The 13078-nt window shown below is 68.3% G+C and carries 13 protein-coding genes; 8 read left to right on the top strand and 5 right to left on the bottom strand.

Annotated elements, in window-relative coordinates:
* Nucleotides 1–99: 99 nt before the first annotated feature.
* Nucleotides 100–1296, top strand: coding sequence for an MFS transporter (locus HDC31_RS01105; RefSeq protein ID WP_058632341.1), 1197 nt, complete (start codon nt 100–102; stop codon nt 1294–1296).
* Between the two features lie 13 nt (nt 1297–1309).
* Here the strand turns inward: HDC31_RS01105 and HDC31_RS01110 are convergent, their stop codons facing one another.
* Nucleotides 1310–2242: a helix-turn-helix domain-containing protein gene (locus HDC31_RS01110; RefSeq protein WP_058632340.1), complete on the bottom strand. Its 933-nt coding sequence runs from the start codon at nt 2240–2242 to the stop codon at nt 1310–1312.
* Between the two features lie 169 nt (nt 2243–2411).
* Here HDC31_RS01110 and HDC31_RS01115 point away from each other — a divergent pair, with 169 nt between their 5' ends.
* A complete protein-coding gene (locus HDC31_RS01115) occupies nt 2412–2873 on the top strand; it encodes a DUF3817 domain-containing protein (protein WP_061015245.1) in 462 nt (153 codons plus the stop codon).
* 25 nt (nt 2874–2898) lie between these two features.
* Here HDC31_RS01115 and HDC31_RS01120 read toward each other — a convergent pair whose 3' ends face one another.
* From HDC31_RS01120 to HDC31_RS01130, 3 genes are all read right to left on the bottom strand, one after another.
* Nucleotides 2899–3558 carry a hypothetical protein gene (locus HDC31_RS01120; RefSeq protein WP_058632338.1) on the bottom strand — a complete coding sequence of 220 codons (660 nt, stop codon included), beginning with the start codon at nt 3556–3558 and terminating at the stop codon, nt 2899–2901.
* Nucleotides 3559–3606: 48 nt separating this feature from the next.
* Complete coding sequence (locus tag HDC31_RS01125; RefSeq protein WP_058632337.1) at nt 3607–4557, bottom strand: NAD(P)/FAD-dependent oxidoreductase; 951 nt, start codon at nt 4555–4557, stop codon at nt 3607–3609.
* A gap of 129 nt (nt 4558–4686) precedes the next feature.
* On the bottom strand, nt 4687–5487 hold the full coding sequence (locus HDC31_RS01130; protein ID WP_113681042.1) for a MerR family transcriptional regulator: 801 nt from the start codon (nt 5485–5487) through the stop codon (nt 4687–4689).
* A gap of 117 nt (nt 5488–5604) precedes the next feature.
* On the opposite strand from HDC31_RS01130, the gene HDC31_RS01135 reads away from it, so the two are divergent.
* From HDC31_RS01135 to HDC31_RS01160, 6 genes are all read left to right on the top strand, one after another.
* Nucleotides 5605–6354, top strand: a complete 750-nt coding sequence (locus tag HDC31_RS01135) for a phosphotransferase (protein ID WP_113681043.1) — start codon at nt 5605–5607, stop codon at nt 6352–6354.
* Between the two features lie 109 nt (nt 6355–6463).
* Nucleotides 6464–7816 (top strand): HNH endonuclease signature motif containing protein, encoded by a 1353-nt coding sequence (locus HDC31_RS01140; protein WP_113681044.1) that lies wholly within the window; start codon nt 6464–6466, stop codon nt 7814–7816.
* Between the two features lie 162 nt (nt 7817–7978).
* Nucleotides 7979–9844 (top strand): molecular chaperone DnaK, encoded by a 1866-nt coding sequence (dnaK, locus tag HDC31_RS01145; RefSeq protein WP_113681045.1) that lies wholly within the window; start codon nt 7979–7981, stop codon nt 9842–9844.
* A gap of 2 nt (nt 9845–9846) precedes the next feature.
* Entirely contained in the window at nt 9847–10503 is a 657-nt protein-coding gene (locus HDC31_RS01150; RefSeq protein ID WP_046748698.1) for a nucleotide exchange factor GrpE, read from the top strand.
* Nucleotides 10504–10510: 7 nt separating this feature from the next.
* Nucleotides 10511–11494: a DnaJ C-terminal domain-containing protein gene (locus tag HDC31_RS01155; protein ID WP_058632332.1), complete on the top strand. Its 984-nt coding sequence runs from the start codon at nt 10511–10513 to the stop codon at nt 11492–11494.
* Between the two features lie 142 nt (nt 11495–11636).
* On the top strand, nt 11637–12050 hold the full coding sequence (locus HDC31_RS01160) for a heat shock protein transcriptional repressor HspR (protein ID WP_058632345.1): 414 nt from the start codon (nt 11637–11639) through the stop codon (nt 12048–12050).
* A 27-nt stretch (nt 12051–12077) separates the two neighbouring features.
* On the opposite strand, the gene HDC31_RS01165 is transcribed toward HDC31_RS01160, so the two are convergent.
* Nucleotides 12078–13010, bottom strand: coding sequence for a hypothetical protein (locus HDC31_RS01165; RefSeq protein WP_233437342.1), 933 nt, complete (start codon nt 13008–13010; stop codon nt 12078–12080).
* Between the last annotated feature and the right edge of the window lie 68 nt (nt 13011–13078).

The following is a 13078-nucleotide window of genomic DNA, read 5'->3' on the forward strand; positions in this document are numbered from 1 at the left end:
GCCTCTCCGCTGGCCCGCCGGAACCGGACCGGACGAATGGTCGGATGCGGCGGACGCCTGATCGGGCGTCGGCCTCCGCGGACTGCGAGTGTGGAGAACATGACCACGACTGCCCCCGTCCCCACCCTGCCGCCGTCCGCGGCTGTCCGCATCCGCTACGGCGGACTGATCGTCCTGATGCTGATGGGGTTCCTGCTGGTCACGGCCGAGTTCCTTCCCAACGGCGTCCTCACCGAGATGGCCGACGGGCTCGGGGTCACCCCGGGGCAGGCAGGGCAGACCGTCACCGTCACCGCGCTGGTGGGGCTCGTGGTCGCTCCGACCGTCGGACTCATGTTCCCGCGGCTCGACCGGCGGTCGCTGCTCGTATGGATGGCGCTCGCGGCCGCCGTGTCGAACCTCATCGTCGCGATCGCCCCGAACCTGATCATCGTGCTGCTGGCGCGCTTCCTGCTGGGCGCGGCGATCAGCGCGTTCTGGGCGATGTCGATCACGGTCGCGGCACGGCTCGCGGGACCGGAGAATCTCGGTCGCGGTGTCATGTTCACCTCGGCGGGGGTGTCGCTGGCGACGGTGGCGGGTGTGCCGCTGGGTGTCATGCTGAGCGAGCTCGTCGACTGGAGGATGGTCTTCGCCATCGCCGGTGTGCTGATGGTCGTCCTCGCCGTCGTCCTGCGTTTCGCGCTGCCCTCGGTTCCGGCCGAGAGGGCGTCGAGCCTGCGTCTGCTCGTGGACACGCTGCGCCGCCCGGGGATCGGTCTCGGCATGGTGGGCCACGTCCTGGTCGTGCTCGGACACTTCCTCGCCTACACCTATGTGCGTCTCGCGTTGGAGCGCATCCCCGAGGTGGACGCCTCGACCATCGTGGTGCTGCTGGCGCTGTTCGGCGTCGGCGGGCTCCTCGGCAACATCACGATCGGGCTCGTCATCGACCGCACCTTCGCGTTCTTCGCGGTGTTCGCACCGCTGGTGATCGCCGTGTCCGTGATCTCGATGATCCTGTTCTCCGGGTCGATCATCGGCGTCGGCATCGTCGTGCTGGTGTGGGGCTTCTTCTTCTCGTCCTGGTTGATCGTCGCCAACACCTGGGTCGGTCACCGCATGCCGGATCGTCTCGAAGCGGGAGGCAGCCTGGTGGTCGTCGGGTTCCAGGGAGCGATCACGCTGGCGGCGGGCATCGGCGGTCTCCTCGTCGACACCCTGAACGTCGAGCTCGTCTACGTGATCGGCGCGATCGCGCTGCTCGCCGGTGCGGTGCTCTTCGGCGTCTCCAACCGGGTCAGCAGCAGGGACTGAGCCGCGCGCGGCCTCAGGCCGAGACGGGGAGGCGGTGGGCGAGCCGCCACGACGAGGGGGTCAAGCCGGTGCGGCGTCGGAACGCACGGCTGAACCCCTCGTCGGAGGCGTATCCCAGCTCGCGCGAGATGTCGGAGACACTGCGTCCTGCCTCGAGCATGCGCTTCGCCGCGTCGACACGCACCTCGGTCACATAGTCCGCCGGTGAGCGGCCGACCGCGCTGCGGAACCTCTCCGCGAAGGTCGACCGCGACATGGCGCCGATGCCGGCCAGGCGCTCGACCGTCCAGTCGCGTCCTGGCTCCTCGCGGATGGCGTCGACGACGCGGTCGAGGAATGGATCGTTCGACAACGAGGGCCATCCCGTCGGCGCGCAGCCGTTCGCCGCCCATGCCCTGATCAGGGACAGCAGCACGGTGGTCGCCATCATGCGGCAGATGATGGGGTCGCCCTGGCGTGCGGGTGTCACCGTGTGATCGATGACCCCCATGTTGAGGGCGAGGGCTGCGGCGGCGGGCTCCACGGCGTCGAAACCGGTGACCGTGAGGAACGGGGGCAGCAGGGCGGGGAGCGGGGATGCCGCATCCGCGAGCTCGATGTCGGCGATCATCAGACTCGTGTCGTCCTGTGCTTCGAGGACGAAGGGCGAACGACCGAGCGTCAGGAACGCGTCCCCCGCCACGAGCATGTCTCGGCGGGCCTTCGGGTCGAGGGCGAGGGAGTCGAGCGAGAAGCGCTTCGAGTCGGTGTCGACGTCGAGTCGGCAGCCGTCGCCGAGCGGCGGGTGCCCGTTCACGCCTCCTGCGGCGACGTAGACCAGGGTGATGCTGTCGGCCGGGATGGGCAGCAGCGATCCCGCGGGCAGCGAGGCGCGTCGACCGATGCCGACACGGAGGTCGACGGAGCCGAGCACGTTCGAGAGCGCATCCGCATCCACTGTCACCATGCCTTCGGCAACGCCGTCGGGCCGTTCGCTATTCCGTCGCGCCGTCTGTGGTGGCCTTGCGATGATGCGCTGTGCGGTGTCGGCGCTCCGCTGACCGACCTCAACCATTCGGTTGATTCGGAGCCCTGAGCGTGCGGATACGGTGGAGGGACACCACCCGAGGAGTACCGTGTTCCGCACCCCCGACCGCCTGTTCCGAGTTCTCGCGATCGCCGAGGCGATCACCTGGACGATCCTGATCTCCGCGATCATCGCGCGCGCCGTCGGCGCTCCAGGAGTCGTGGTGACCGTGGGCGGTGGCATCCACGGGTTCGTGTTCCTGTCGTACGCGGCGACGGCGATCCTGGTCGCGCTGAACCAGCGCTGGCATCCCGGCGTCGGCGTGCTCGCGGTGGCCAGCGCCATCGTCCCCTATGCGACGATCCCCATGGAGATCTGGCTGCATCGCACCGGCCGACTCACCGGAGACTGGCGCCTCGAGGCGACGGACGATCCGCGCGATCGGCGCTGGTACGACCGGCTGATGCGGTGGTTCCTGCAGCGGCCGTGGGTGCTCGCGCTGCTGCTGGTCGTGGGCATCGTCGCGCTGTACGTCATCCTGCTGCTGATCGGCCCTCCCGGCGGGAAGTGAGCCGACGCGGGCCGTCCTCCGCCGTTCAGGGCGTGACCACGACCGCGTTCTCCTCGTTGATCTTCGCCATGGTCGCTTCGGCGTCCCCGGCGGTGCAGTCCACGATCACGGAGAGTCCCACCCCGGTCTGGGTGAAGGCGCGTGCGGCCATCAGCCAGGTGCGGCTGCCGTCCACTCCGACGACCTGACGCGTCTCGACGCCGCCGTTCCCTCCCGCCATGTAGCTGAACTCACCGGTGGTGGCGAGCGGCGTGATGTCTGCCGTCGGCATCTGCAGCAGCACGCCGAGGATCGCGTCGGACGACGCGCTGTCGTCACCGGGGACCACGGCCACGTCGGTCGTGTGACCCTGCCAGAACCGTGCCGTGCAGGTGCCGTCGACCGTGCCGTAGGTCCACCCGCCGTTGCCGTCGTCCGGCGCGACGATCTTCCACCCGTCGTCGACGACGAGACCGTCGCCCCACTCGATGTAGGTGTCGCTCGTGAGATCGAGCCCTTCCGCGAAGGTCAGGGTCGAACCGGAGGGGCCGTCGGCCGGTGCGTCGGTTTCCGTGCCCGCGGAGGGAGCGTCGGAGGGCGAGCCCGTCGGGATCTGCGCGTACAGACATCCGCTGAGGGACAGGACGGCCAGGGTGGCGACGGCCGCGGCGGTCAGGCGCAGGGAGATCGAGAAGGCGCGCGTCATGCCGGTCAGCCTAGTCCGGTCCCGTTGCGCTCTCACGCCGATGATCGTTCAGTGCGCGGTGGCCACGCCGATCGAGTCGTGCACCATGACCGCCGCGACCCGAGCGCCCGCACCTGCTGCGACGATCAGCTGCTGCGGTCCGGGAGCCGCCGCGTCGCCTGCAGCGTAAAGTCCGGGTACGTCCGTGCGCCCTGAGCGGTCGATGCGCAGATGCCCGGCGTCGTCCGTCGCCGGTGCGATCCCTTCGAGGAACGACAGCGTGCTGTGCCATTCGGGGCGTACGAATCCGCCGTCGATGGCGACCGTCGTGCCGTCAGCCAGGCGGATGCTCTCGATCTGACCTCGGTCGCCGACGAGCTCGACGATGGGTTCCCGGCGTAGCGCGATCCCGGCGGCGGCGAGTTCGACCTCCTCCTCCGCCGTGACCACATCCGCGCCGTGGGTGAACACCGTGAGGTTCTCGGTCAGGCGACCGATGAGGCGGGCACGTTCGGCGATGTCCGGTGCCTCACCGATGAGGGCGAGGCGACGACTCCGGAGCTCCCAGGCATCGCAGGCGGCGCAACTGAACAGACTCATGCCGTAGTAGCCACGGAGGTTCGGCACCTCGGGGAGCGTCTCGCGCAGGCCGGTGGCGAGCAGCACGGCGCGTGCCGTCACCGTCGTCTCCGCCTCGCGGCGCCCGATCTCGGCCGCGAACCCGCCGTCGCTCGGGCGAAGCGAGGTGACGCGGGTGCGCCGTCGCACCTCGACGTCCGGATATGCCGAGAGCTCCTCCCTCGCGAGCCGGCGCAGCTCCTGCGGCGGGATGCCGTCGCGGGTGAGGAAGCCGTGCGACCGCAGGGTCGCAGCATTGCGTGGACGATCGGCGTCGATCACCAGCACGCGCATGAGTGCGCGGCCGAGGTTGAGGGCGGCGGACAGACCGGCCGGCCCGCCGCCGACGATGAGCACGTCGTAATCGGTGCTCTCGCTCCCACCCATCGCCGCAGATCTCATCCGCACGGTCCTTCCGAGAAAGGGACGGATCCATGCCGCGGCGTCTGCCGGGCGACACCGCCGGGGCGGCCGGTAAGGCTCGCCTTACTCTCATCCTGCCACGGTTCGACGCCCGCGGCGCCGTGTGCCTCAGCCCCGCCGCACGGGCTGCTGCAGTTCCGTGACCCAGTCCGACTGGTCGTCGGAGACGGCGCGCACGTAGAGCTCGCGGCAGGGGCCGTCGTGCGTGAGGCCGCGGGCCACGATCTCGGTGTGGATCGCGTGCCAGCTCTCGGCGATGTGCTCCATCGAGCCGAGGTGGATGCCGCACACGGCCTCGTCGGCCGGAGGCAGCTCGATGATCTCGAGACCTTCCCGTGCGGGCCCGGCATAGGTGTATCCGGCGATGACCTGCAGGGCGTCGTCGAGGGTCTCGTACTGGGCGATCGGGGTCGCCAGGGAGTGGTCGTCGCCGATGATGTCCGCCACAGTGTCGAACGCGGGACCGACGACACCTGCGACGGCGGGCTGGTCGGCCACGATGGTGCGGATCGCGGCCAGGCGGACGGCGGGGAGCGGCTTGTCGATGATCTCGATCTGGGACATGTGATTCTCTCTCTCGATGAGGTGGAGGCGCCTTTCCACGTCGACGAGTCTCTCTGCGGCGACGCGGTGCTCCTGCTCGACCTCGGTGCGACGGATCCGCAGCAGAGCGGCGATGCGCTCGGCATCGACGCCACGGTCGAGGATCGCGGAGATGTCATCGAGCCCGAACCCCAGCTGGCGCAGGGCGACGATCCGGTGCAGCCGTTCCAGCTGTGACGGATCGTAGGAGCGATAGCCGCTGAACTCGTCCACGTGGGCGGGCATGAGCAGGCCGGCGGCGTCCCAATGCCGGAGCATCCGGTGGGTCACCTGGCCGATCTGCGCGAACGCTCCGATGGACAACATGCCTCAGTTCTCCCGTCTGCCACTGTGTGAGGGTCAAATGAGTGTGAGGGTCAAATGGCTCTCGGGGTCAAGTATCGCGGTGGGACGGCGGGGGCATCGGCGCGCTAACGTCGACGCGTGGACGAAGAGGTGCTGGCCGGGGGGAACGCGAGCGGGGCCGTGGTGCGCATCGGCGACACGGTGCGCAAGGCGTGGACGGCGGCCACTCCGAGCGTCGATCATTTCGTCGCGGCGATGCGGGTGGCGGGGGTCGATGCGCCGGAACCGCGTGGCCGCGACGGAAGGGGCCGGCACGTCGTGGAGTTCGTGCCGGGAACCCTGGCCATGGACGGTGAGCGGCTGACGGTGGCCGAGCTGAGGCGCGTCGGCTCGATGATCCGCGGGATCCACGACGCCAGTGCCCGCTACACGCCGCGGGCGGACGCGGTCTGGGAGACGGCGATCGTCGCGCCCGGTGCCGAGCTCATCTGCCACAACGATCTGGCGCCATGGAACCTCGTCGTCGGCGACCGCTGGGTGTTCATCGACTGGGATGCCGCCGCTCCGAGCACCCGGCTCTGGGACCTCGCCTACGCGGCACAGGCGTTCGCCCTGTCGGATGTCGGACGAGACCCGGTGGATGCGTCTCGGGATCTCGCTGCGCTGGTCGATGGATACCGGGCGGACGATGTCATGCGCCGTGATCTGCCTCGCGGCATGGAGGACCGGACGGCGGCGATGCTCGCGCTGCTCGAACGGTCTCACGCCGTCGGCGACGAGCCGTGGGCCTCGATGTACGTGGACGGGCACGGCGACCACTGGGCGGACGCGCTGCGGTACGTACGGGAGCATCGAGCGGTGTGGGCCGGAGCCCTCGGCGGGGGCTGAGCGGCTTTCCGGAGTGCTCTCGGGTGCAGCGACGACCACATTCCGGCATATCGTTTTTCTGCTGTGATCTGGGGCTTCGAATGTCGGTGGCCCCTGATTCACTGCAGGTATGACGGCACCGGCTGACGCGACGCTCGAGCAGGTGGGCGCGCTCGCCGCGCTCACCGAGATGCTCGTCGAGGTCGAGCGCACGATCAGCAGTCTGCAGGCCGCGCGCGACGGCATCCTGGCGTTGGGGTCACGGATCGCTCTCGAGGTCGCCGACCAGGCGGAGCATCCCGATCACGGCGACATGTCGGCGCGCACGGTGGCTGCCGAGTTCGCCGCCGCCCTGCGGGTGAGTGATCGGACGGTGCAGCGCCGGATGGCAGACGCGGCATGGATCGTGGAGCGCTTCCCACTGGTCTGGGAGGCGCAGGGCGCCGGTCGCATCAGTGCGGCGCACGCCCGGGTCATCTGCGAAGCCGGGGAACACCTCGATGAGGGGGCGACTCTTGATGCCTATGCGACGCAGGTGATCGCCTTCGCCGAGTCGGAGTCTCCGGGGCGAGTGGGCCGCATGGCTCGGCGGGTGGCTGAACGATTCCAGGCACGGTCGATCGAGGACCGGCACCTCGACGCACGGGAGAAGAGATCCGTGTGGGTGAAAGACGTCGGCGACGGGATGTCGCAGTTGGGCCTGCTCGGGCCGTCGACGCTCGTCCACGGCGTCTTCGACCGGCTGACGCAGATGGCCAAGATCGTGCAGGGAGCGGATGAACCTTCGGGTCCGGAATCGGCCGTTGCCACCACCGATCCGCCCACCACCGATCCGTGCACCTCTGATCCGTGCACCTCTGATCCGTGCACCTCTGATCCGCGCACCGTCGCTCAGCTCCGTGCCGACCTCGCCCTCGACCTGCTCCTCGCGGGTGCTCCGATCGGGCACGACGCTCCCGAGGGGCTCCTCTCGGGTGTCCGTGGAGCGGTGTCGATCACCGTTCCCGTCACCACCCTGATCAGAGGCGGCGGGGCGTCGGCCGAGTTGAACGGTTGCACTCCCATCGACCTCGAGACCGCTCGCGCGCTCGCCGGAGCGGCCTCCGGATGGGATCGAGTGCTGACCCACCCGATCACCGGCGCGCTTCTCGCAGTCGACCGCTATCGTCCGGGGTCTGATCTGAAGCGACATCTGAGAGCGAGGGATCAGCGCTGCCGATTCCCCGCCTGCGGATATGCCTCCACTGATTGCGACATTGATCATCATCACGACGCCGCTCTCGGGGGAGCCACTCGCGAATCGAACCTCGGCCACCTCTGTCGGCGCCATCACATGCTCAAACACCACTCTCCGTGGATGGTCGAAGCTCTGGGTGCCGGTGTCTACGCCTGGACGAGTCCGACCGGCAGGGTCTACGTCGACCGGCCGCCCCTGCAGAACACCGTCACCTTCACCGAAGACCTCGCGGTGGCCCCGTTCTGAGCCCTTCCTCAAAGTTGAGCCAGTTCATATCAAGTTCATTTGACTCCTCGTCGACGCCGAAGTACACTTGAGTCATCGCGACTCAGGTTTTCCTGATCGCCGCAGATTTCTGAGACACAGAGAACTTCCCACGAAGAGAACTTCCAACAAAGGAGAGAACACATGACACGTGCTGTCGGTATCGACCTCGGAACCACCAACTCCGTCGTCAGCGTCCTCGAGGGTGGCGAGCCCAAGGTCATCGCCAACGCAGAGGGCTTCCGCACGACCCCTTCGGTCGTGGCCTTCACCAAGGACGGGGAGGTGCTCGTCGGTGAGACCGCGAAGCGCCAGGCCGTCACCAACGTCGACCGGACGATCGCTTCCGTCAAGCGCCACATGGGCACCGACTGGACCTTCGACGTCGACGGCAAGAAGTGGACGCCGCAGGAGATCTCCGCGCGCATCCTGATGAAGCTGAAGCGCGACGCCGAGGCGTACCTGGGCGACACGGTGACCGACGCGGTCATCACGGTCCCCGCGTACTTCAACGACGCCGAGCGTCAGGCCACCAAGGAAGCCGGCGAGATCGCGGGCCTCAACGTCCTGCGCATCATCAACGAGCCGACCGCTGCCGCTCTGGCGTACGGCCTCGACAAGGGCAAGGAAGACGAGCTCATCCTGGTCTTCGACCTGGGTGGTGGAACGTTCGACGTCTCGCTGCTCGAGGTGGGCAAGGACGACGACTTCTCCACGATCCAGGTGCGCGCCACCGCCGGTGACAACCGCCTCGGTGGAGACGACTGGGACCAGCGCCTGGTCGACTACCTGATCAAGCAGTTCAAGGAGACCACGGGCGTCGACGTCTCGGGTGACAAGATCGCCCTGCAGCGTCTCAAGGAAGCTGCGGAGCAGGCGAAGAAGGAGCTGTCCTCCTCGACGTCGACCAGCATCAACCTGCCGTACCTGTCGCTGACCGACTCCGGCCCCGTGTCGCTGTCCGAGACCATCACCCGCGCGAAGTTCGAGGACCTCACGAAGGACCTGCTCGACCGCACCAAGAAGCCGTTCGAGGACGTCATCCGCGAAGCCGGCATCAAGGTGTCCGAGATCGACCACATCGTGCTCGTCGGTGGATCGACGCGTATGCCCGCGGTCGCCGAGCTCGTCAAGCGCGAGACCGGCAAGGACGCCAACAAGGGTGTCAACCCGGACGAGGTCGTCGCCGTCGGTGCCGCCCTCCAGGCCGGTGTCCTCAAGGGCGAGCGCAAGGACGTCCTGCTCATCGATGTCACCCCGCTGAGCCTCGGTATCGAGACCAAGGGCGGCATGATGACCAAGCTCATCGAGCGCAACACGGCCATCCCGACCAAGCGCAGCGAGACCTTCACCACGGCAGACGACAACCAGCCGTCCGTCGCGATCCAGGTCTTCCAGGGCGAGCGTGACTTCACGCGTGACAACAAGCCGCTCGGCACGTTCGAGCTGACGGGTATCGCCCCGGCTCCCCGTGGCATCCCGCAGATCGAGGTCACCTTCGACATCGACGCCAACGGCATCGTGCACGTGTCCGCCAAGGACAAGGGCACCGGCACCGAGAAGTCGATCGTCATCTCCGGCGGCTCGTCGCTGTCGAAGGAAGACATCGAGCGCATGGTGCGCGAGGCCGAGGAGCACGCGGCCGAGGACAAGGCGCGTCGCGAGGCCGCCGAGGTCCGCAACCAGGCCGAGACGCTCGCGTACTCGATCGACAAGCTGATCACCGAGAACGAGGACAAGCTGCCCGAAGACGTGAAGACCGAGGTCAAGGCCGACGTCGACGCGCTCAAGACGGCTCTGGCCGGTGAGGATGACGACGCTGTGAAGACCGCGTTCGACAAGCTCAACCAGTCGCAGTCCAAGCTCGGCGAGGCCATCTACGCCTCCTCGCAGGCGGATGCTGCTGCCGGCGCTTCGGCTGACGGCGAGGCCCCGGCCGGTGACGCTCCCTCCTCCGACGAGGACGTCATCGACGCCGAGGTCGTCGACGACGAGGACGAGAAGAAGTAACCATGACTGACAAGAACTTCGACGAGAACCAGAATCCTGAGTCCGCCGAAGGTCGCAGCGAGGGGTCGGATGCTCAGGCATCCGGCCCCGCGCCGCACCACCAGGACTCCCGCGATGCGCAGGCCGCCGAGGGCTCGGACGAGACCCCGGCAGACGGCGCTCCCGACGACCTGACGGTCGACGACATCCTCGGCGCGACCCAGACCGGCGAGGCCGCGGCGGAAGACGCCGTGCTCGCCGACCTCGAGTCCACTCTGCTGAACGACCTCAAGCGTCTGCAGGCCGAGTACGCCAATTACCGTCGCCGCACCGAAGAGCAGCGGCAGGTCGAGATCGAGCGGGCGAAGGGCGAGGCAGCCAAGGGCCTGGTCCCCGTGCTCGACGACCTCGATCGCGCGGCCCAGCACGGTGATCTGGTCGAGGGCACGCCCTTCGCCGTGATCGCCGAGAAGGTGCGCACGGTCGTGGAGCGTCTCGGAGTGGTCGCGTACGGCGAGAAGGGCGAGGAATTCGACCCGCAGCGTCACGAGGCGATCTTCCAGCAGCCGACGCCCGGCGCCGAGAAGACCACGATCCTCGAGGTCGTCGAGGTGGGCTACCGTCTCGGTGATGTCGAGCTGCGCCCTGCGAAGGTCGTCGTCGCTGTCCCGGAAGGGTAGGTGATCGATGGCCAGCCAGGATTGGTTCGACAAGGACTTCTACAAGACCCTCGGGGTGTCCAAGGACGTCAGCGATGCAGAACTGAAGAAGACGTACCGCAAGCTCGCGCGCAAGTATCACCCGGACTCCAATCAGGGTGATGCCAAGGCCGAGGCGAAGTTCAAGGAGATCAGCGAGGCCTACTCGGTGCTCTCCGATGCGGAACAGCGCAAGGAGTACGACGAGATCCGCGCCATGGGCTCCGGTGCCCGCTTCACGGCGGGCGGCCAGGGCACAGGCGGCTTCGAAGACGTGTTCAGCCGTTTCGGCCAGCAGGGCCGAGGGCAGACGGCGGACTTCGAGGACATCTTCGCGATGTTCAACCAGGGCCAGGGTGCGAGCTTCGGCGGCGGACGCTTCGGCCAGCCGAGCGGCGGCTACCGCGGCTTCGGCGGGCCGCAGCGCGGTGCTGACGTGACCGCGCGCACCACGCTCGACTTCGTCACCGCCGTGCAGGGCGAGACCATCTCGCTGCAGGGCGAAGACGGCAAGCCGTTCAAGGTGAAGATCCCCGCCGGTGTCGCCGACGGTCAGAAGATCCGTCTGCGCGGCCGCGGCCGGCCCTCGCCCGATGGTGGGGAGAGCGGTGACATCGTGGTGCAGATCACGGTGCGCCCGCACCCTGTCTTCACGCGCGACGGTCTCAACCTGCGCGTCGTCGTGCCCGTGACCTTCACGGAGGCGACCCTGGGGGCGACCATCGAAGTCCCGACCCTCGGCGGCGACGTGGTCAAGCTCCGCGTCGCACCGGGCACCCCCTCAGGGCGGGTGCTGCGGGTCAAGGGTCGCGGAGTCGCGACGTCGAAGGGCACGGGCGATCTGCTCGCCGAGCTCCAGGTCGCGGTGCCGACGCACCTCGACGAGGCCGCACGCGCGGCGCTGGAGAAGTTCCAGGAGCTCGAGCCCGACGAGAACCCGCGAGCCGAGTTGATGGCGAAGGCCCGGCGATGAGCAGTCGTCGGGATCACATCGCCGGGACAGGCGTTCGCGCCGGATCAGGCCGTTCTGTGAAGAACGCGCCTGTTCCGGCGCCTCTGCCTGAGTCCGCGCGTACGACAAGAGACACGGGTAGGAGAGGAGAGGGGAATCGATGATGAACGCCGACACCCCGGTGTTCGCGATCGCGGCCGCCGCCGAGCTCTCCGGCCTTCACCCTCAGACGCTGCGGCAGTACGACCGCATCGGCCTCGTCGTCCCCGGCCGCACCTCGGGCGGCTCGCGCCGCTATTCGTCTCGCAACATCGAGCAGCTGCGCGAGGTCGCACAGCTCTCCTCCGAAGGGGCGAGCCTTCCCGCGATCGCTCGTCTGCTCGACCTCGAAGACGAGAACAGGGCGCTGCGCAACCGGATCGCCGTGCTCGAAGCCGCCCTGCGCACCGAGCGGGAGAATCGCCCCGGCGTGCGCGTGTTCGCCGCAGGTTCCGCAGGTGTCGTGCCCATGCCGACCGGTCGCCGCCTGCGCCGCTCGACCGAGGTCGTGCTCTGGGACCCGCGAGGCAGCGCCTAGAGGCAGCGCCTGGAGGCAGCGCCTCGATCAGAGCGGCTCCACGGAGAACCGGAACGCCGCACCATTGCGGAACGGTTCGACGATCTCGAAGTTCTCGTACGCGGGACCCCCGGGGATCGGCGAAGAACTCGCCCAATAGGACCAGCGGGCGTTGACCACTGCCTCGAGCGCCGGGTGCGGGTCATCCACGCGCCAGGTCTGCACGGCTCGACGACCGAGGAAGCGCCAGTGTTCCGCGGTATCAGCGGAGTACTCGACGGACCATGGCTCCTCCTCGTCGCCGGTGGCGCTCACCATCGCCGATTCCCCGTCGCGGGTCAGGTCGGCGAGCGGAAAGCGGCCGTGAGCGGTGAACGCGGTGCCCGAGAACTCCGGCCACAGCTCGGCAGGCGACACCACGCGGTCCGCCAGGTGCAGCAGCCGCAGTCGTGCCCAATTGCCCATCGTCGCGGTGAGGATCAGGTGTGAGAGCGGCACAGATGTCGCCCTCGTGAACCCCGCGACCTCCACCTCGTGCGGCCGGTCGGCGAAGAACCGTACCCTCACACTCACATCCGCACCGTTGGCGAAGCGTTCGACGCCGATCCAGACGGTGAGCGTCTCCACGCCCTCGACGGTACCGATCCGTCCACGGGCCGGGGCCGTCGACGGCATGGAGTTCGCACCTGCAGAATCGTCCGCCGACCAAAACCTCTTGCCCTGCTTGCCGGGATCCAGCGTGCTCGGCTCCATCTCTGAGAATCCCCGTTCTGTCGCGCCCTCCGGGACCGGCTCCACGGCGATGAAGTTCACCAGCCGCTCGTGGGGGTGGTCGAGGTAGGGGGTGAAGACGCGCAGGAGCCCGCGCGGCCCCGGTGTCGGCGGGATTCCGACCTGGAGCCCGCCGACAGGTCCCCACCGGGGCTCGGATGCGCCGTCACCAGAGGGCCGAAGCCAGTGGGGTGTCGCGAAGTCGAGCATGTCGATGACCCTAGTGTGTTGAAATCGATTTCGCTAGATTCGAGGAATCACGTCGATCGAGGAGGATC

It is taken from the genome of Microbacterium sp. JAI119 (assembly GCF_013410135.1).
GTDB lineage: Bacteria > Actinomycetota > Actinomycetes > Actinomycetales > Microbacteriaceae > Microbacterium > Microbacterium oxydans.